Origin of the sequence: Lentzea albida, assembly GCF_900111005.1 — a bacterium.
In the GTDB taxonomy this organism is placed as follows: domain Bacteria; phylum Actinomycetota; class Actinomycetes; order Mycobacteriales; family Pseudonocardiaceae; genus Lentzea; species Lentzea albida.
Genome location: NZ_FOFV01000008.1, coordinates 277,604 through 296,241 on the forward strand (window position 1 = coordinate 277,604; position 18,638 = coordinate 296,241).

Annotated in this window: 20 protein-coding genes; 9 read left to right on the plus strand and 11 right to left on the minus strand. The window is 67.0% G+C overall.

Translation table 11 applies throughout. The features are described 5' to 3' along the window. Positions 1-54: 54 nt before the first annotated feature. The 5 genes from BMY74_RS46675 to BMY74_RS21915 all read right to left on the minus strand — a co-directional run bounded on the left by BMY74_RS46675 (position 55) and on the right by BMY74_RS21915 (position 6,505). A complete protein-coding gene (locus BMY74_RS46675) occupies positions 55-3,078 on the minus strand; it encodes an LCP family protein (protein ID WP_143091656.1) in 3,024 nt (1,007 codons plus the stop codon). Positions 3,079-3,376: 298 nt separating this feature from the next. Next, positions 3,377-4,225 carry a GGDEF domain-containing protein gene (locus BMY74_RS21900; RefSeq protein ID WP_089919127.1) on the minus strand — a complete coding sequence of 283 codons (849 nt, stop codon included), beginning with the start codon at positions 4,223-4,225 and terminating at the stop codon, positions 3,377-3,379. A 141-nt stretch (positions 4,226-4,366) separates the two neighbouring features. Beyond that, positions 4,367-4,819, minus strand: a complete 453-nt coding sequence (locus BMY74_RS21905) for a hypothetical protein (RefSeq protein ID WP_245786281.1) — start codon at positions 4,817-4,819, stop codon at positions 4,367-4,369. Next, positions 4,812-5,945 carry a tRNA dihydrouridine synthase DusB gene (dusB, locus tag BMY74_RS21910; RefSeq protein WP_089919129.1) on the minus strand — a complete coding sequence of 378 codons (1,134 nt, stop codon included), beginning with the start codon at positions 5,943-5,945 and terminating at the stop codon, positions 4,812-4,814. Before dusB ends, BMY74_RS21905 begins: the two co-directional genes overlap by 8 nt. Before the next feature lie 68 nt (positions 5,946-6,013). Continuing rightward, positions 6,014-6,505: an O-acetyl-ADP-ribose deacetylase gene (locus BMY74_RS21915; protein ID WP_089919133.1), complete on the minus strand. Its 492-nt coding sequence runs from the start codon at positions 6,503-6,505 to the stop codon at positions 6,014-6,016. 123 nt (positions 6,506-6,628) lie between these two features. Here BMY74_RS21915 and BMY74_RS21920 point away from each other — a divergent pair, with 123 nt between their 5' ends. Next, positions 6,629-7,309: a DUF4241 domain-containing protein gene (locus tag BMY74_RS21920; RefSeq protein WP_089918844.1), complete on the plus strand. Its 681-nt coding sequence runs from the start codon at positions 6,629-6,631 to the stop codon at positions 7,307-7,309. Here BMY74_RS21920 and BMY74_RS21925 read toward each other — a convergent pair. Beyond that, complete coding sequence (locus BMY74_RS21925; protein WP_089918846.1) at positions 7,306-7,851, minus strand: superoxide dismutase family protein; 546 nt, start codon at positions 7,849-7,851, stop codon at positions 7,306-7,308. The two genes, BMY74_RS21920 and BMY74_RS21925, sit on opposite strands and share 4 nt — an antisense overlap. A 77-nt stretch (positions 7,852-7,928) precedes the next feature. On the opposite strand from BMY74_RS21925, the gene BMY74_RS21930 reads away from it, so the two are divergent. Then, a complete protein-coding gene (locus BMY74_RS21930; RefSeq protein ID WP_089918848.1) occupies positions 7,929-8,405 on the plus strand; it encodes a DUF6328 family protein in 477 nt (158 codons plus the stop codon). Here BMY74_RS21930 and BMY74_RS21935 read toward each other — a convergent pair. Next, entirely contained in the window at positions 8,370-9,053 is a 684-nt protein-coding gene (locus BMY74_RS21935) for a hypothetical protein (RefSeq protein ID WP_089918850.1), read from the minus strand. The two genes, BMY74_RS21930 and BMY74_RS21935, sit on opposite strands and share 36 nt — an antisense overlap. 257 nt (positions 9,054-9,310) lie before the next feature. Between BMY74_RS21935 and BMY74_RS21940 the strand changes: the two genes are divergently transcribed. Both BMY74_RS21940 and BMY74_RS21945 read left to right on the plus strand, forming a co-directional pair. Further along, entirely contained in the window at positions 9,311-10,756 is a 1,446-nt protein-coding gene (locus BMY74_RS21940) for an MDR family MFS transporter (protein WP_089918852.1), read from the plus strand. A 213-nt stretch (positions 10,757-10,969) separates the two neighbouring features. Then, positions 10,970-11,725 (plus strand): class I SAM-dependent methyltransferase, encoded by a 756-nt coding sequence (locus tag BMY74_RS21945; protein WP_089918853.1) that lies wholly within the window; start codon positions 10,970-10,972, stop codon positions 11,723-11,725. Between the two features lie 557 nt (positions 11,726-12,282). Here BMY74_RS21945 and BMY74_RS21950 read toward each other — a convergent pair. The 4 genes from BMY74_RS21950 to BMY74_RS21965 all read right to left on the minus strand — a co-directional run bounded on the left by BMY74_RS21950 (position 12,283) and on the right by BMY74_RS21965 (position 15,617). Next, positions 12,283-12,600 carry a hypothetical protein gene (locus BMY74_RS21950; RefSeq protein WP_089918855.1) on the minus strand — a complete coding sequence of 106 codons (318 nt, stop codon included), beginning with the start codon at positions 12,598-12,600 and terminating at the stop codon, positions 12,283-12,285. Between the two features lie 345 nt (positions 12,601-12,945). After that, positions 12,946-14,349: a Fic family protein gene (locus tag BMY74_RS21955; RefSeq protein ID WP_177229858.1), complete on the minus strand. Its 1,404-nt coding sequence runs from the start codon at positions 14,347-14,349 to the stop codon at positions 12,946-12,948. 43 nt (positions 14,350-14,392) lie between these two features. Further along, positions 14,393-14,863, minus strand: coding sequence for an NUDIX hydrolase (locus tag BMY74_RS21960; protein ID WP_089918859.1), 471 nt, complete (start codon positions 14,861-14,863; stop codon positions 14,393-14,395). A gap of 10 nt (positions 14,864-14,873) precedes the next feature. Continuing rightward, positions 14,874-15,617: a DUF5919 domain-containing protein gene (locus BMY74_RS21965; RefSeq protein WP_089918861.1), complete on the minus strand. Its 744-nt coding sequence runs from the start codon at positions 15,615-15,617 to the stop codon at positions 14,874-14,876. Between the two features lie 170 nt (positions 15,618-15,787). Between BMY74_RS21965 and BMY74_RS21970 the strand changes: the two genes are divergently transcribed. The 5 genes from BMY74_RS21970 (at position 15,788) to BMY74_RS21990 (ending at position 18,633) form a co-directional block, all read left to right on the plus strand. Then, a complete protein-coding gene (locus tag BMY74_RS21970; RefSeq protein ID WP_089918864.1) occupies positions 15,788-16,240 on the plus strand; it encodes a hypothetical protein in 453 nt (150 codons plus the stop codon). Then, the gene (locus tag BMY74_RS21975; protein ID WP_143091657.1) at positions 16,240-16,485 is read left to right on the plus strand and encodes a hypothetical protein; all 246 of its coding nucleotides are present in this window, start codon (positions 16,240-16,242) and stop codon (positions 16,483-16,485) included. The genes BMY74_RS21970 and BMY74_RS21975 overlap by 1 nt, the downstream gene beginning before the upstream one ends. Further along, on the plus strand, positions 16,472-16,732 hold the full coding sequence (locus BMY74_RS21980; RefSeq protein ID WP_245786282.1) for an AMED_5909 family protein: 261 nt from the start codon (positions 16,472-16,474) through the stop codon (positions 16,730-16,732). Before BMY74_RS21975 ends, BMY74_RS21980 begins: the two co-directional genes overlap by 14 nt. A gap of 222 nt (positions 16,733-16,954) precedes the next feature. Further along, positions 16,955-17,173 carry a hypothetical protein gene (locus BMY74_RS45150; RefSeq protein WP_089918869.1) on the plus strand — a complete coding sequence of 73 codons (219 nt, stop codon included), beginning with the start codon at positions 16,955-16,957 and terminating at the stop codon, positions 17,171-17,173. 89 nt (positions 17,174-17,262) lie between these two features. Next, on the plus strand, positions 17,263-18,633 hold the full coding sequence (locus BMY74_RS21990; protein ID WP_342717599.1) for an FtsK/SpoIIIE domain-containing protein: 1,371 nt from the start codon (positions 17,263-17,265) through the stop codon (positions 18,631-18,633). Positions 18,634-18,638 lie beyond the last annotated feature (5 nt).

Consider the following 18,638-nt stretch of genomic DNA (forward strand, 5'->3'; position numbering starts at 1 on the left):
CGACCATCGCGGCAGCGACATGCCAGGATGAACCGGAGGTGAACCCCAGGCGAATCACTTCGCCGCGCAGGGGTCCTGTGCCGCGTTCACAATGGACAGATCGTTGCCCGGCTGACCTTGGGGTTGTCCCTGCGGGGTGCCCTGCTGGTCGCCGCCCTGAGGCGCCTGCACCTTGTCGTCGAAGTTCTTGCCGATCACCAACTCGATGGCGCCGCCCATCTCGGGCGACTCGACGAGCTCCGCGCTGGGCACCGCGGCCTTGAGCGTGGCCGCCTTGTTCTCGTTGCCCTTCGCGAACTTGATGATCGTCTTCTCGGCACTGGGCGCGTTGCCGCGGGTGGCGATCTGGAAGCCCTTCTGCGCCAACGCGTTCGCCGTCCGGTCGGCCGCGCCGCCGTTCGACGCGTCCCCGTTCAGCACCTGGATGCTGACCTGCTTGGGGTCGATCACGGTGCCGGGCTGCTGGGCGGGAGGGTTGGCGTCGCCGGGCTTCGGCTCGGCCGCCTTCTCCTGCGGCAGCGGGGTTCCGTCGATGATCGTCTGGAACAACGCCTTGATGTCGTCGTTCTTGAGGCGCTCGATGTTGTCGTTGTTCGACAACGTCGGGCCCTCGTCGGTCCAGTGCGGCATCGTCACGAACGAGACGCGGCCTGCCTCGAGGCTCTGCAACGAGTTCGCGAGCTCCAGCAGCGAGGCGACGTCGATGTTGTCACCTGCCGTGGACTTCGTGAGCGCGTTGATGAAGTTGTTGAGCTTGGTCGGGCTCAGCAGCACCTCGTTCGACAGCGCCTGGCGCAGCATCGCCGACAGGAAACCCTGCTGCCGCTTGATGCGGTCGAAGTCCGTGCCGCTGTCACCCTGCGCCTGCACCTTGCGGGCGCGCACGTACGACAGCGCCTGGTCGCCCTTGAGGACGTGCTTGCCCGGCTTGTCGATCACGACGCCGAGCTCGTCGTCCACGATCTTCGTGGGCGTGCAGATCTCCACGCCGCCGATCGCCGTCGACATCTCGCGGAAGCCGACGAAGTCGATGCTGACGAAGTGGTTGATCTTGAGACCGGTCAGCTGGGTCATCATGTTGGCCACGCACTCGGGCCCCCCGTCGTTGTAGACGGAGTTCGCCATGACCTCTTTCTCCGGCGCCAGCGGACCCGCGTACTGCCCGTTGTCCGGGTTCCACGTCCGGCAGTCCGGGCGGTCCACGCGCACGTCACGCGGCAGCGACACGATGACCATGCGCTTCCGGTCCTTCGGGATGTGCGCGAGCATGATCACGTCCGACCGCGCGCCACCCTCCTGCTCCTGGGTGCCGACGTTGTCACCCGCCTTCGCGCCTGCCCTGGTGTCCGAGCCGACCAGCAGGAAGTTCTCGTCACCGAGCTGCTTGTCCGCCTGCAGCACGGCCTGCGAGTTGCCGCCGAGCGCGTCGATCTTCTGGAACTTGGAGTCGGCCCACTTCGTAGCGGTCCAGCCGATGCCCGTCGACGCGAACACGACGGCCGCGGCGGCGATCGCGCCGATCCGCGCGGTGCGCATCAGCTTGCGCTGCTGGGGCGTGCGGCCGGTGACCCGCGGCTCGCCGTCCTCCTCGTCCAGGGCAACGGGTTCGGCGTACTCGGTCGCTTCGTCGACCAGGTCGCCGTCGTCGCCCTCCTTGACCCACGGCATGAGCTTGGCGCGCCGCTCCTTGCGCTGGCGCTCCTGCTCGAGCAGTTCGTCGTGCACCGCGGAGAACCGCGCGAGCGTGTGGTCTACCTCGCGGCGCTTCTTCACGTCGTCGCCGATGGCCTCCATCTCGGTGGTGAGGCTCAACGGGTCCATGTCCTCGCGCTTCTCGACCTTGGCCACACCCGCCGCCGGAGCGATCTGGGTGGCCTCGGGGCCGGGCGCGTCGGCCTTCGGCTCGTCCGCCGGCTCGGATCCGAGCCGGTTCGCGATGCCGCCGGGGACCGGACGGGGACCGCTCGACTCCGCCCTCGGGGGCATCGGCCGGGGGCCGCTCGACTCGGCGCGCGACGGCATCGGCTGCCTGCCCGTCACGTCCCCGTTCGGGGGCATGGGGCGGCGTCCGGCGGGATCAGGACCCTCGCCGGGGGCCGGAGGACGGGGAATGCTGTTCGAGGACGGTGCCTCGCCCGGCAGGAGGCGACGGGGCGCGGGGCCCTCCGGCGCTGCTCCCGGGGCGGGCGGACGCTGGAGGCCGTTCGGCTCACCGGGGCGCTTCGGGCCACCGGGCTGCGCGGCCTCGCCGGGCACCGGCGGGCGCGGGATGCCGTTGGACGACGGCGCGTCGCCCGGCAGGAGCCTGCGCGGCGGTGCCCCACCGGCGTCGGGCCTGCGGACCGTGCCGTTCGGCAGACCTGCCTCAGGCGCGACACCGGGGACGGGACGCCGGATGCCGTTCGCGGAGGGCACGTCACCGGGAGGCATCCGCCGCGGGTCGCCGGGAGCCGGCGGCCTGGGCATGCCGTTCGCGGTGCCGTCGGGTGCGGGCGGCCGCGGGATGCCGTTGGACGACGGGACGTCGCCCGGAACAGGCCTGCGCGGCGGTGGCCCCGCCTGCGGGGCGCCGTTCGGAGCCGGCCGCCGGACCGTGCCGGTCGGCTGGCCCGGCTCGCCGGGTGCCGGGCGGCGAGGCGCGTCGGGCCTCGGCCGCTGGCCGGTCTGCTCACCGGGAACGCGGTAGGAGCCGCTCTGCTCCGGGTTCTGGACAGGCCTCGGCCGGGGACCGGTCTGCGGCGGGCCGGCCGGTTCAGGACTCTCGGCCCTGCGCCGCCTGCCGGTCTGCTCGCCGGTGAAGTTCTGCGGTGCCTGCTCTGGCCGCGGGCGCGCACCCGTCTGCTCACCTGGCCGGTGAGCCGCGGGCGGCTGCTGCCGCGGTGCCTGCGGAGGCTGCTGCTGGTGGCGGACCGGCGGGTCGGGCAGAGCGCGCCTGCCGCTGGTCGCGGGGGGATCGGGCAGGGCACGCCTGCCTGTCGTGGATGCGTCGGGCGAGCCAGGCGGAACGGGCCGGGGGATGTCCGTCCTGCTGTGCTGCTCGATGAGGTCCGAGACGCTCAGGCCCCCAGAGCCTTCCATCGAGCGACGTCTACGGCCGGTCGGCTGGTCGTGCTGGGGATCCTGATCACCACGGGAAGAGGGGCCGCCACGTCGGGGGTCGTCGGGCACCCAATCTCCCTTCTGGGTCAGAAGCAAAAGCGGTTCGTCATTACGAAGTGACGACGACCGGGACACAAGGGTTGCATCACCGGCGTGTCAGTTGCGCCCGCGATACTACGGATGTAGCCGAGTTCTGACGACCACTCCGGGTGATACGGCTGCGATCTGTACGCGATTACGCGCAGTCCGCTTGCCCTGAACGGGTGAGCCAGGTCACTCAGTAGTAACCGAGAACACGTGTTTCGGCGATCGCACGCCTGCCCGAGGCAGCACCTGCGAGGCGAACCCGTCCGTCGGCACGGTACGCCACGGCGTTGCGTCCCGACTGCTTGGCCGTGTAGAGGAGGCTGTCGGCGCGCAGCAGCTGCTGCTCGGCCCCGACCGCCGGACGCTCCGGCGCCTCGTCCGCGGGCGGCTCGTACGCGAGGCCCGCGCTGACCGTGACGCGCAACCCCGGCGCGATCTCCTGCCAGGGGTGACGCTCGACACGTTCGCGGGCCGCCTCGGCGATCTCCACCGCGCTCGCGGCGTCCACGCGGGGCAGCACGAGCACGAACTCCTCGCCGCCGTAGCGGGCGCAGAAGGCGCCCTCCGGCAGGCCCTGCTGCAGCAACTCGACCACGCGCTGCAGCACCCGGTCGCCCAGGAGGTGGCCGAAGGTGTCGTTGACCTGCTTGAACCAGTCGAGGTCGATCAGTGCGATGGCGAGCCCGTGCCGGCACGCTCCGTGCTCGGTCAGCAGGTCCATCAGCCGTTGGTCGAGGTAACGGCGGTTGTAGGAGTCGGTGAGGCTGTCGCGCAGGCTCTGCTCGCGTGCCTCGGCGTGCTCCCGGCGCAGCCTGTCGACCTCGCGGCGCAGCTGCTCCGGGACGTGCGGCTCCTCGACCTGGTCCGCGTGGACGAGGTCGAGCGCGGAACGCAGGTGCTGGTACGCCTGGCGCCACTGGCCGCGGGAGGCGAGCAACGTCGCGATGGACTCGTGCAGCCCCACCAGGCCGGGACCCTGCTTGTCGACGCTGGCGTCGGCCTGCTGGATCTCTGCGGTCTCGGGTCGCAGTGCGGTCATCGCGGTCACCTCCTTACCTGCCAGGTGTCGTCCCCGGAGAGGCGGCGCTTGAGCTACGAGGACACCTGTGGACGGGATTTCCCCCGTCCGGTTGACCGTCAACTGCTCCGATCCAGTGAGCTTGGAAGATCAACAACTCGCTCAGCCACCGAGGCAGGGCGCGAACCCGTACACCTCGTCGTCCAGGAGCACGACGTGCATCGATCCGATCTGGCTGCCGATGACCTGGTCCTTCTGGCGGATCGTGATCGTGACGGCCACGACGTAGACGTCACCGCGCGGGTGGGCCTTCTCGCCGGCGGGCGCCCAGTCGGCGTCCGCGCGCAGCGTCGCCCAGGTCGGCTCGACCTTGATGGTGGCGCCGCGCAGGTCGCAGGTCTTCTGCCGGAAGTCGGGGTGCTGCGTGTCCTTCAGCAGCTCGGCCTGCTGGGCCGCGCCCTCGTCACCTGCGGAGTTGACCCGCGCGTAGTAGTCCTTGAACTTCGTCCGCTCGTCGTCACCCAGCTGGGCCGGGCGCGCCTTGCCCGCGATCGGTCCGCCGCAGCCCGCGAGCAGTGCGAGCGCGGCCATGAGCACCACGAGTCGCTTAGCCACCGGAGTGCATCACGTCCGCGCCGGACGGCACCGTGGCGTCCTCGGGGTCGTCCAGCCAGCCCTCGGGTAGCACCACCTTCGCCGACGAGCCCTGCCGGCCGCGCGGCCCCTCGGCGTTCGCGGGGAACGGCACGGACTTGTCGAGCGTGCCGATCAGGTCGTCCAGCTCCTGCAGGCTCGAGACCATCGCGAACGCCCGCCGCGTGTCCCCGCCGACCGGGAAGCCGTGCCAGTACCAGGCCATGTGCTTGCGCAGGTCGCGCAGACCCTTGTTCTCGCCGTCGTGGGCCGCGAGCAGCCGCGCGTGCGTCCTGAGCACCTCGGCGACCTCACCGAGGGTCGGCCCCTCGGGGACGGGCTCGCCGCGGAACGCCGCCTGCAGGTCCCGGAAGAGCCACGGCCTGCCGAGGCAGCCGCGCCCGACGACCACGCCGTCGCACCCGGTCTCGGCGACCATGTCGAGCGCGTCCTGGGCGCTGAAGATGTCGCCGTTGCCGAGCACGGGAATGCTCGTCACGGCCTCCTTGAGCCGCGCGATGGCCGACCAGTCCGCCTTGCCGGAGTACCGCTGCGACGCCGTGCGCGCGTGCAGTGCCACGGCCTGTGCGCCCTCGTCGGCCGCGATGCGCCCGGCGTCGAGGTACGTCAGGTGGTCGTCGTCGATGCCGATGCGGAACTTGACGGTGACCGGCATGTCCCCGGCGTTGCGGACCGCGGCCCGCACGATCTGCCGGAACAGCTCCCGCTTGTACGGCAGCGCGGCGCCACCGCCCTTGCGCGTCACCTTGGGCACGGGACAGCCGAAGTTCATGTCCATGTGGTCGGCGAGGTCCTCGTCCACGATCATCTTCGTGGCCTCGCCGACGTTCTTCGGGTCCACGCCGTAGAGCTGCATGGACCGCGGGCTCTCGCCCTCGTCGAACGTGATCATGTGCATGGTCATCGGGTCGCGCTCGACCAGGGCGCGCGCGGTGATCATCTCGCAGACGTAGAGCCCGGCCCCGTACTGACGGCACAGCTGCCGGAACGCCACGTTGGTGATGCCGGCCATGGGGGCCAGCACGACGGGCGGGTCGACGGCGAACGGGCCGATCTTCAGCGTGGAGGGAACGGACACGGTGACCAGGTTACGGCACTGACCTGCCGTGATCTTCACCGTGAGTGACCAGCGGGGCGTCCGCGCCGCGATCTCGGTCACAGGCTCCGGGTCAGGGCGTCGAAGGTCTCCTGGTCGAAGGCGACGAGCCGGATCTGCTCGATCACCGGCTGCGAGCGGACCGCAGCGACCGCGATGCGCGCGGCCCGGTCCGCCGGGAACCCGTAGATCCCCGTCGAGATCGCCGGGAACGCGATGCTCCGCGCCCCGAGCTCCCGCGCCAGCCGCAACGACCGGACGTAGCAGCTCGTCAGCACCTCGTCCTCGCCCTGCCCGCCGCCCTCCCACACGGGCCCGACGGTGTGGATCACGTGCTTCACCGGCGCGAGGTCGAACGCGGGAGTGGCGACGGCCTGCCCCGGGAGGCAGGGCGCGAGCTCCGCGCCGGCCTCCGCGAGCCTCGGCCCGGCCGCGCGGTGGATCGCCCCGTCGACACCCCCGCCGCCGAGCAACGACTCGTTCGCCGCCGTGACGATGATGTCGACTTCCTGTCGAGTGATGTCGCCGCGCACCACGTCGATCGTTCCCATGCTGACCAGCGTGGCAGCGGATTCGTTGCGCCACCTGGGGTCTTCACTCACGGCGAACACCCAAGGTGCCCCGATCGGGTGTCGGACCCTTCTGCCAACATGCCCTTGGAGGTGGCCTAGCTCATGGGGGCGGTTGCACTGATCAGGTCCGGGTTCGAGCGGTTCTTCGTCGACGGACCCGTCGGCAGGTCGACCGGCGGTGGCGAACAGCAGGTCATCACCGTCGAACAGGTGGGTGAGCTGGCCCTGCCGACGGGCAGGCTCGTGGCGGCGGACCCGTTCGTCGTCTGGCCGGAGGACGCGGAGGCGTTCACCGACGAGGTCGAGCCGGGCAGCTACCCGGTGTCGGTCTCGCTGGTGTCGTACATCGACGGCGACGGCGTTCCCGACGAGCGGCAGGGGTATCGCGTCGCGGCCGCGAAGGTGACGATCAAGGACGAGCCCGCGTACTCGTGGCGTCCGGCGGTCGTGCCGGGTGAGCACGTGCCGATGCTGCCGGTGATGCCGGAGTTCGGGTACGAGGTGAAGTCGAGCACCGGCGCGTTCTTCGACCTCGCCGCGGCCACGGCGGTCGACCGCCTCGTCAGCGACGACGAGCTGGGCAACTGCGACCTGATCGACGCGCTGGGCGCGGTGGGCGGCGGGCGTGGTCCCACCAACGTGACCGACGCCCGCTCCGGCCTGAACGTCGTGGCGTTCTCGACCGGGTGGGGCGACGGCGTCTACCCGACGTGGGTCGGCCGCAACACCGCGGGCGACCCGGTCGCGTTCGTGACGGACTTCTTCGTGATCAACAAGGTCTAGAAGGCGACGTTCACGCACGCCAGTCGTGGCCCGGCGGTGCCCGCCTCGCCGGGTCCGGTGTGCGTGTGTTCGTTGTGCAGCACCACGGACTGCGCGTGCCGTTCGGTGAACTGCCAGTCCACAGTGGAGTCCGAGTAGGCGAACCCGTTGGCATCCGTGTGCACGTCGAGCCAGATCTCGTTGCGGGAGTTGGCGTATGCCGGGTCGACGGACGGCTGCACGGGGTCGTTGACGTTCTGGAAGTGCGGGCCCGAGTCGGCGGGAGCCGCGCCGCACTTCTTCACGTGGACGTGCGCGCCGTAGGCCCGGTTCGGCAGCAATCCCTTGAGTACCAACAGGACCGTCGTCCGTCCGCCGACCGACGGCACCCCGACGACGGTGACCTTCGCACCGGCCGGGACCTTCGCGTCGTAGGTGACGGCCTTCGCCTTGTCGCGGTAACTCTCGAACGTCGCGGACGTGTGGGCCACGGTCGCGGGGTCGGCGTGCGCGGTTCCGGTGAACAGGAGCGCGGCGGAGACCGCGACTGCAAGCGTCTTCATGGACCCCTTGCTTAGCGCCAACGGTCCAGCTCTGCATCTTGGGGTTTCAACCGCCTCGAGGTGGGTACGCGGGATTCGTGAGTGAAGCGGAGGAGTCCGACCAGCGCAGGCTCGCGCGCAACGTCAACGAGTTGATGCAGGAACTGCGCGTGGCCCAGGCCGGCGTGCAGATCCTGTTCGGCTTCCTGCTCTCCATCGCGTTCACCGACAAGTACGCCTCCGTCAGCGACTACATCCGGGTGACCCACCTGGTCACGGTGCTCTGCGCCGCTGTCGCCGTCGCCTTCCTCACCGCGCCCGCCGCGTGGCACCGCGTCCTGTTCCGCCAGGGCCGCCGCGAGGACGTGGTCGACCACGGCAACACGTTCGCCGTGGTCGGACTGGCCTTCCTGGCTCTGGCGATGACCGGCACCGTCCTGCTGCTCGCCGAGGTGGTCCTGGGCGGCTGGCCCGCGATCGTGGTCGGCGCGTTCGCGTTCGTCGTCTTCTCGGGCCTCTGGTTCGCGCTGCCGTTCGCGTCATCCGAGCGTGCTCAGGACGGCGAGAGCCCCTAACCCGAGCGCGACGGGCACGGCCGTCAGCACGTTCTTCCTCGTCGGCCGCGGCAGCTCCCGCAACACCCGAACGCCCAAAGGCACCAGCGCGACGCACAACCCGGCCGTGCCGACGACCGACAGCGGTTCGGTGCCCTTCAACACCCCGAGCGGCAACAACCCCGCGGTCGCCAGCGCCACCGACCTGACCAGCCCGAACGCCTTCGCGCGGTACGCCGCGAACGCCAGCACGAACCAGCCGAGAACGATCGTGAACGACAGGGCGCTGAACAGGTGCAGCTCGCCGTACCCGCCGGCGACCAGTGCCGTGGCGCGCTCGACGCCCAGTTGCCCGGTGGCGTTGAAGGCGGCCTGGTCGACGCCGGCGTGGAAGGTCCGCGCGAACAACCCGACCGTCACCAGGACCCCGCCCCAGGCAGCCCACCGGGTGCCGATCCGCTGCACCAGGTGCGCGACCGCCGCCCACAGCACGACGTTGCCCGCCAGGAAAGCGGTGTAGGCCGCCCGCACCAGTTCCGGGTGCTCGTGCAGAGCCTTGAGCTGGTCAGGGAAGAAGAAGTGGAACGGCGACCGCAACAGCGTTCCCGCCAACAACACAGGCCCGGCGATCAGCGCCGCGCCACCGACCCATCCGTTCGGAAACCTCATGACCGTGGACGCTGTCAGTGTTCAAGGGGCTTGTGATCGGCCCGTGGTCCTAGACGCCGACCGGTTCTCCGAAAACTCTCGAACGTCCGTGTCGATTCGCGGCTCGTCGGTTCGACGAACAGGTGTAGGGCGAAAACCCGGATGAGACCGGAGCCGCGATGAGGAAGACTCGGACGCACCGATGAGTTCCTTCAGCGCTGCGGGTCTTCTCGGGTGTCGCGAAGAACCTGATGCCAGCAACCGAGTGAGGGCCTGACATGCCTGCTGCAGTGAAAGACCGCCCGACAACAGGGGCGGGCAAGACACCGCTGGTGGTGCGCCTCCTGGTGCTGGCCACGTTCGTCGTGATCCTCAACGAGACGCTGATGATCAACGCGATCCCGCGCCTCATGGAGTCGATGCACGTCACCGAACAGGCCGCCCAATGGGTGTCCACCGCGTTCATGCTCACCATGGCCGCCGTGATCCCGGTCACCGGCTGGTTCCTGCAGCGCGTCACCACCCGCCAGGGCTACGCGATGGCGATGGGCGTCTTCCTGGCCGGCACCGCCCTCTCCGCGGCCGCGCCGACGTTCACCGTCCTGCTCCTGGGCCGCATCGTGCAGGCAGCAGGCACGGCCGTGATGATGCCGCTGCTCATGACCACGTTGATGACCGTCGTCCCCGAACAGGACCGCGGCCGCGTGATGGGCAACGTGACCCTCGCGATCTCGGTGGCCCCGGCCCTCGGCCCGGCCATCTCGGGCCTGATCCTGCAACTCGGCTCGTGGCGCCTCCTGTTCATCGCCGTCCTCCCGGTGGCCGGCGCCGTGACGTACTTCGGCCTCCGCCAGCTCGACAACATCGGCGAGCCCCAGGTCAGCACCCTGGACTGGGCCTCGGCGGCCATGGCCACCCTCGGCTTCGGCGGCCTGGTCTACGGCCTGAGCCTCTTCGGCGAGGGCGCGGAACACCTCGGCCCGAGCATCGGCATCGTCGTGGCGGGCGCCGCCACCATCGCGTTCTTCGTGCTCCGCCAGCTCAAGCTGCAGCGAACAGGCGCCCCGCTCATGGACCTGCGCACCCTGACCCACCGCACCTTCGCCCTGTCGCTGACCCTCATGTGCGTCGCGTTCCTGGCGATGATGGGCTCGATGATCCTGCTGCCCCTCTACCTGCAGAACCTCCGAGGCCTCACCCCGCTCCAGACGGGCCTGCTCCTGATGCCGGGCGGCCTCGCGATGGGACTCCTCGGCCCCACGGTCGGCAGGATCTACGACCGCCTCGGCAGCCGCCCGCTGGTCATCCCGGGCTCCATCGGCATCGTGCTGTCCCTGGCGGGCTTCACCCAGATCTCGACGACCATGCCGTACTGGCAGATCCTCGCCCTCCACGCACTCCTCATGGTCGGCCTGGCAGCGACCTTCACCCCGATCTTCACCCTCGGCATGGGCGCCCTCCCGCCGAACATGTACCCGCACGGCAGCTCGATCCTCGGCACCCTCCAGCAGGTGGCGGCAGCCCTGGGCACCGCCCTCGTCGTCACCGTGATGTCGGCCCGCACCACCTCCCTCGTGGGTGAGGGGGTCGCGGAGGCGGCGGCGCAGCTGAGCGGCATGAAGCTGGCGTTCGTGATCGCCACGGTGCTGGCCGCGGTCACGATCGTGGTGGCGGCCCTCCTGCCGAACCGCACCACCACGTCCGGCGACGTGATGGCGCACTGAGAATCGCGCCTGCCAGCGTTATAGGACCACCACATTGCCAGTCATGGAACACCGGCAGCGCAGCGCTGGCCATTGGCGAACGCTGCGCTCCTGTGCGACCAAAATGCGGCATGGGCGGGCACGTTTCCCTTCACGAAAAAGAATGGTGACCGACTTGCTCCGCTGATGTACTGATGGCCACCGTGTGTCTCCCGCGTAACGGAGGTAGCAGTCGTGAGTGGCTATAACGCGCTTGCCGAGGTGTACGAGTGGCTGATCTCCGATGTGAAGATGGCTCCGGCCGAGTTCGCCGCGTCGTTCGATGACGTCCTCAATCTCCTGCCGCCGAACGCTCACGTCCTCGATTGTTCGTGCGGAACCGGACAACTGGCGGTTGGCCTAGCCGGTCGCGGCATGCACGTCGTCGCAACTGACGCCAGCGAAGCGATGGTTCGTCGGACCGCGGAGCTGTCTGAGCAGTTCAGGGCCCCGGTCCGGACGGCGCGGGCGGACTGGCAAGAGTTGCCCGAGCACTTCGATGATGACACCTTCGACATGGTGTTCTGCGTAGGCAACTCGCTGCACCATGCCGAGGGCGCGCGAGGCAGAGTCGCTGCTCTGGAGTCGATGTCACGACTTCTGCACCGCGGCGGGCGATTGGTCCTCACCTCCCGCACTTGGGAACTCGTCAGGGCCAGAGGTTCCCGGCTGGAAATCAGCGACCGACTCGTCCGCCGGAACGGTCGCGATGCCGTCGTGGTCTACCGCTGGGACATTGCGCCGAACTGGGAGGACGAACACCACATCGAGATTGCGATTGCGCAACTGGATGCGGCTGGGTCGGTTCTTGCCCGCTCGGAATTGCTGTCGAGCTGGCCCTACCGACACGAAGAACTCGAAGCCGAGTTGCGCCGGGTCGGACTCCAGACAGAACTGAGCACGTTCAACCTCGAGGCCGAGAACTACATGGTGGTGGCGAGCAAGGCGTAGACAACGGGCTCTCAGCCCGCGGCCGGCCCTGATGCGTGGCAAGGCGGCGCAACCGTCGAGCGCCGTGCCCCATGCTGGACGGCTCAGCCTTGAGCAAGCTGTGTCGACGCCCTTGAGGGCGCGCGCTCGACAAGCCGAACCAAGACCCTGACAGGACGAAGAAGACCAGTTCGAGAACGGTCCGCCTCATGCCGCAGCTTGGGACTCAGCGGGGTAAAGCGCATCAAAGGTGTGCCAGCGCTCCGGGCATGAGAAACGCCCAGGCCGTCGACCTGGGCGTTCAGTGGGCCGCCAGGGACTCGAACCCTGAACCCGAAGAGTAAGAGCCTTCGCTTGGCGTTGTTCGTCGATCTTCCCCCACAGTGCTCGCTACCTGCGCGGATGCGGTCTTGATCTGAGCACTGTGGACAGTCGCTTCTCGACGTTTATCGACGTTTTACGAGACTAAAGCGCATCATGATCTTGATCCTTCGGGTCTGCTCCAGTCCTCTCCGGAATCCCGGCCCGACCGGCTGTTTCAGCCTGCTCGCTGGCGTGAGCATCCGCTCGGTACTTGTTCACAAGGCGGAAGAACAGGACGAGTGGGTCTTCCGTGCCGGCGTTCTCGTGATGGCCTGAGCCCACCCGCATGACGTCCCCCAGGCGAAACGAGCATGGAGCCACTCGCTGAACGGACCGCCGGGGTTCAGGTGGAACGACTCGTTGATGCCATGAACTTCGAGCGCGACGCCGTAGCCCAGGAGGATGGTTTCCAGTTCGCGGAGCTGGCGTCCACGGATCCACATGCTCGGCCGCAGTTGAACCTGGTTGAGGATGCTCCAGACGTCCGCGCACTCGGCTAGCGACACGAGCCCAGAGCGGTCGCTTGCGGTCATGGATCGGATTCTACGGAGCGCTGGCATCGTTGAACGGTGGCAAGGCGGCGCAGCCGTCGCGGCAGTCGAGCGCCAGGGCCGGCAGTCCGCGGTGACCCTGACGGCGCTCGTAGGGAGCTGCTGGCCGGCGTGGCTCTGCGGGTGAACTCGTCGGTTGGGGCAAGGCCGGAGGACGGCGCGCAGCGTCGCCCGGCCGACCGGCGCAGCGAAGCGGATGCCGGGAGTGCCGGGATGGAAGGTGTTCGCCGTACGCGCGGAGCGTGCCGCCAGCGGCGGCCTTGATCCTGTAGAGGAGAATTCGGCAAACTAGCTCATACTGAGTTGACCTAGTCTAGCTATCGGTGTCTATTCGGCGCTCAATCCGCCTTGGCGCAGGACGCTTCTCAGGGAACGCTGCAGGTCACCGATTAGGTCCCGCAAGATTTTATCTATCAGAAGTTCGATTCGATCAATCGCGCTAGTTGCTAGCTGAGGGAAGGCGTCCTCATAAGTCATGCGCATATCGGATACTGTTGAGAACATAGATGCTGCGGCCGGTGTTCTGCGTCGGGCGTGGATATTGAATAGGTACATCGAAGTCAGGTCGCCGGAAGTGTGAAGCGCGAGCTCAATCCTGGACGTCACAGACGCAGGTGTTTTAAGAGATCCGGTTACTGCTACAACCAGAGTGTCAATCTGGTATTCAGGTTTATCAATCTTTAGGGAGAAGCTACCCTCGCCCGCTGAGTTTAGTCTGACGGCCATTGCATGTAGCTCACTGCTGATGTGGTTGGCGATCTTGTAGGCAACTTCTTGGGCGCTTGCAAGGGTGATCCGCGCATCCGTTGGCTTGATTTCCAGTAGGGATGCCAAGTGGTCTTCGATTGAGCTATTTGATGCGCTATCGAGTTCTTGCTGCGCACGGGAAAGCGTGTCGATCGTGCGGTACTGAAAGTGACGGATTAGATCCCCGTAGCCTCCCTCGTTTGCGGCTTCTAGTGATTGAAGATAAGTTCCCCTGCGATCAGAGTACACAATGAGCGGGATTCCGTAGGCTTTATAAGTGTATAGGGAAGCCCAGGCGCGGGCGGTTCTCCCATTCCCATCGGAGAAGGGGTGGATATGTGTCAGGCAGTAATGTACGTAAGCCGCTTGCGTGACGGGATGGGCATTCTGAAAATCCGGTGATTCAACCTGTTCGGCGAGCCTGTGCATTTCTGGCAGAAGGTCGGTGATTGGGCAGAAGGGAATCTTTTCGCCATCTCGTCTGATCGTGTGACTTGCGTCCTCGCGGTATCTACCGGGCACTAGTGGGCGATCGACCAGGCCTATGCTGCCATCGCCAAGCAGTATCGCCGCTTTGTACGTTTTTTGGTTTCGACAGACATGCGCGTGCAGTTGCTTGATCCAGTACTCTCCTGACTCGACTTGCCCTTGCGCTTCCTGGCGAACAAAATCGTATGCATCTACCTGCGAGTCAAAGATGCTTAGCGCCTCCGCGCTTTGTCTGGTAAGGACGTCTTCCCATCCTGGTTCTTCGGATGCGATCGTCCTGGTGTGACCAGGCCCTAGTTTATAAAGGTCTTCAATTGCCCCGGATTCTGCGGCTGCCTCTCGGCCAAGCTTTCGCGTCACGGCCGCGATTGCTTCAGGAGCGGCTGTGGAAAGTGAGTTCGAAAGCTCGTAGGAAACTCTCTCGATTTGTATTGTGTCGTCCGGTTCGTTCCACTCGGTAAAGTTTGGAATCGGCCTGTATAGGCGCTGTGTCATGAGTGCTCCGATTGCCGCTGCTTTGAAAGGGATTCTGTTGGCTCTACGTGTAGTACACTTTGCCTTTTCTGTCGATCCCATGGCTAAGTCGAAGGCGAATGGATGGGTGTATGTTCAGGTTCTCAATTTGGTTCTCGGGAACCCATACGACCTCTTTTGACTCGCTGCTTGTTTTCGCTGAACCGCCGATTAGGTGTGCGCGGAAGCAAATAGAAAACTCCTGTCGCACCTCACCGTCGTCATAGGCGATTACGTGGTTGGGATTTGAGTAGAGACCGATCAGGTCGATCACACTAACATCAAACCCTGTTTCCTCTTTTGTTTCCCTTATTGCAGTCTGGGTAAGTGTTTCCCCTGCCTCTTGCTGGCCGCCGGGTATGGCGTACTTGTCGTTGTCGGCGCGGCGGATCATTAGGATTTGTCCGGTATCGTCTTGAATGAAGGCGCTAACAGCCGGACGGAGACTGTTCGCCTTGGGGGCGTCGGGATCATGGAAGTAGTCCACGCGGGCCATATAGATTCCCCTAGAACATTGCTGGCTTGGACAGGTTCCAGACGTGCTCGAAGCTCTCAGAGTAGGTCTCGAAGAGATCGCCCGCAGCGAGTCGCCGCAGGTGCAGCGCCGGAGCGTGTGCGGCCTGAAAGCCATAGACGTGCGTGTTGACGACCATCTCGTCATCGAAGCGGAAGATCGAGTTGTAGAGCGTCGTCTTGTGGAAGCGCATCTCCACGCCGTCCACGCCCACCAGCGGCCGGTAGAACGCGAGCGCGTTGCGGATGCGGGAGCCGAGCGTGCCCTTGCCGAGCTGCTCCTCATCGCTGCGCTTGGCGACCTCGCGGCTGGCCGGATCGCCGAAGATCAGCCGGATACGCGCGCCGTTCGCAGCCTTGTTGGCCAGGTCGCGCATGAAGGTCGGACGCTCCACGAGGAAGATGCCGGCGTGGACAAGCACCTCGACGTGCCGGGTGGCGTTGGTAATGAGGTGGTCCCACAGGTCCGGTGGGATTGAGTTCCGGTGTGGGTAGAGCTTGACCACCTCGGACTCGGTGATCTCTGCCTTCCGCTCCGGCGCGACTGCGTCCGGCCAGAGGTAAGTCTCGGTCTCCTTGACCATCGAAGCGATGGTGTTGCGGTGGCGCGGGTACGGCGTACGGCCCTTCGTGATCCAGCGTTCGACGGTCTTCTGGTCGACGCCCGTGGCCTTGGCTACCTGCTCGTATGTGAGTCCGTTGCGCAGCAACGCATCTCGTAGTCGCTCGTTCGCCATGATCGCTCCTCTTGGACGTCCTCGGGGACGTTAGGGACGTCTTACGTTAGTAGGGACGTCTCTAGAAGTCCCGCCATGCGGTGCTCACGTCCCGGTTTTCAGCCGAAAGTCGTAGGTGTCGAGAACTCCAGACAACCGGTCTGGACGACACCTACGACAGGAGAGCCACGATGGCGATCACAGGTGGGAGCAGGCTCCCTGCGGGTCACGACTTCGTGTTTCCCAGGGGCGCGCTCGTGATGGGCGTTGAGCCCGTGCTCAAGTTCCAGTCCGCCGAAGAGCGGGCGAAAGGGCTGCCGCCCGAGCAGGAGAAGGACAAGGAGACCGGTCTCCTCGTGTGGTCTGTGCTGGTCATCGACCAGGCCGCGGAGCGCAAGACGGACGCGGTGGTCACGGTCAAGATCTCCGCGCCTCACCAGCCGGTGCCGCCGGAGGCCATCCCCGGCACGGACGTCCGGCCGGTGGTGTTCGAGGGGCTGACGGTCACGCCGTGGATCGATGACAAGGGCTGCCGTGGGGTCCACGCGGGTGAGCGTCACCGCTGCCGCGCGAAGCTCGGCTACAGCCTGCGGGCCTCCGGCATGAAGCCGGTCGTCGGCAAGCCAGCCGCTAAGGCGGCGTGATGCCTGACCTGGTGCGCGTTCACCTGACCGACGGCGTGCCGATGCGGCCACTCGCGATGCCGTTCGCCGACCGGATCGAGATCCGCTTCGGCAACGCCTTCCCCGCCGTGCTCGTCGTTGATCGGGATGTGGTGCCGCAGCTGCGGGACGTGCTCGACCAGGGGTGGCGCGCTCTCCAGGCCTCGGCCGCTCGACAGGAGGGGCGTCACGCCCTCGCGGAGGAGGCTTCCGATGCCCGCGACTGAGGCCATGCACTGGGGCCTTGCTGAGCAGGCCCGGACGCTGAGCGAAGCACACGACGTGCTGAGCAAGCTTCTGCCCAACCCCAAGGCCGCTCCCGCTGTTCTGCGGGACTACTACCTCCGCTCCGCCGCGATCTACGCGCGCGTTGCTGAGAGCGACCGCAGCCACCACCACGAGGCCATGTACTGGGCGAACCGTGAGCGCGAGAAGGGAGAGGCGATCAAGGTTACGAAGACCGCGAAGAGCTAGCAAAGTCCTCATTGGACATAGCGCGTGACTCTGCTGGGTCACGTGGCGATGCCGCACGTCTTGTTGCGGTGCAAAGAGAACGTGAGACGCAGGAGCGGAACCCGGCTACCAACCTCGCCGCTCCTGCGTTGTCCACCCAACTCGGGAGTGAACAAGATGAGCGTAGAGCCTGGGCGCATTCCTGCGCCATACAGGGCTACAAAGCAACTGCTGTGGGATCGGATGATCTCCAACAAGCAGACAGTCTCCAGCTACGTCGTGATGCTCGACGGCGGCAGCCTGGAGACGTTGGAACTCACGGCCGCGCAGGCTGAGGGCTTCGAGTGCCTGACCTGCAAGACGCAGCACACCACAGAATCGGGAGCGTTCCAGCCCGTCGGACGCATCCCGAGCATTGGCACTGTTTTCCAGTGCCTCAAGTGCGCTGGCGGTGCGCGATGAAGAGCAACCGTTGGGTCGATCCCGCGCCGTTCGAGGGCGCACGACCGCAGGTCCCGTGGTGGGTATGGCTGCCCGGCTGGATCAAGGTCGTGCTCGCGCCGTTCGCGTTGATCTGGCTTGCCGGCCGACTGGCCGTGAAGCTCGTCGTGGTGGCGGTGCGGTACCCGGTTGCTGTCACGGTCTGCCTCGGCGGCTACATCGGCTATCGCGAGTTCGGGCTGTCGCCGCTGGTCCTGGCCCTGCTGTCGCTCGTGTGCGCTCTGACGGTCTGGTATGGCCTCGATCGTGGCTCGTTCCTGCGGTACGGCTGGTACCGCGTCTTGACCGAGTGGCGGCGGCTCACGGTGTACGTGCCGCACTGGCGCACAGTGATGCGGCTGGCAGAGTTGGCCAAGGACAACCGAGGCAAGGAGTATCGCCCGAAGCTGCGGCGCGTCCGGTCGGAGGGCTGGCGGGACAAGGTCCGGGTTCGCATGATCCCGGCGCAGTCTCCGGAGCAGTGGGAAGCGCGGCGGGACAACCTGGCGCACTCGTTCAACGCGCGGTCCTGTCGGGTGCGGGTGCTGCGTCCGAGCGTGCTTGAGCTCGACTTCATCCACTCCGATCCGCTGTCGCGTCCGGTCGTGGTGCCGCCGCTCGCCGCTGTTGGGGACGTTGACCTCAAGCGCGTTGTCGTCGGCCGCACGGAGACCGGCAAGCCCTGGCGGCTGAAGCTGCTCGGGTCTCAGGTGCTCGTGGTCGGTGTGCCTGGCGCTGGCAAGGGTTCGGTGCTCTGGTCGATCGTCTGGCAGCTCGCCCCGGCCATCAAGGCTGGCACGGTCCGCCTCGTCGGGATCGACCCCAAAGGCGGGATGGAGCTGGGGCAGTGTCCGGACGCATTCGAGAAGGTCGTCTACGACAACGGGCCGGAAGCTGTTGCGCTGCTTGAAGAAATCGCGGCAGAGGTCAAGGAACGCGCGGCGCGGTACCGGGGCATCCGGCGTCTGTGGGCACGCGGTACGGGTGAGCCGTTCACGGTCCTGATCGTGGATGAGTTGGCGGACCTGATCGCGTACCAGCCGGACCGGAATCTCCGCGAGCGTGCGACACGTGCGGTTCAGACGATCACCTCGCAGGGACGCGCTCCCGGCTACGCCGTGGTCGGCCTGGTCCAGGACCCGCGCAAGGAGGTCGTCTCCTTCCGGCACCTGTTCACCACCCGCGTTGCGCTGCGGCTCGATGAGCCGGTCCAGGTCGACATGGTGCTGGGGGATGGTGTTCGGCAACGCGGCGCGGCTGCTCACGAGATCAGCGAGAACACGCCTGGTGTCGCCTGGCTCAAGGAGGACGGGCAGCGCGAACCGGAACGCGCGAGGGCCTTCCACGTCACCGACGCGGACCTCGTTGAGCTGGGCGTCTATCTCGCCCCGGCCACCGTGCACGAGTTCCCGACCAGCGGTGATGGGAGGGCGGCGGCGTGACCGAG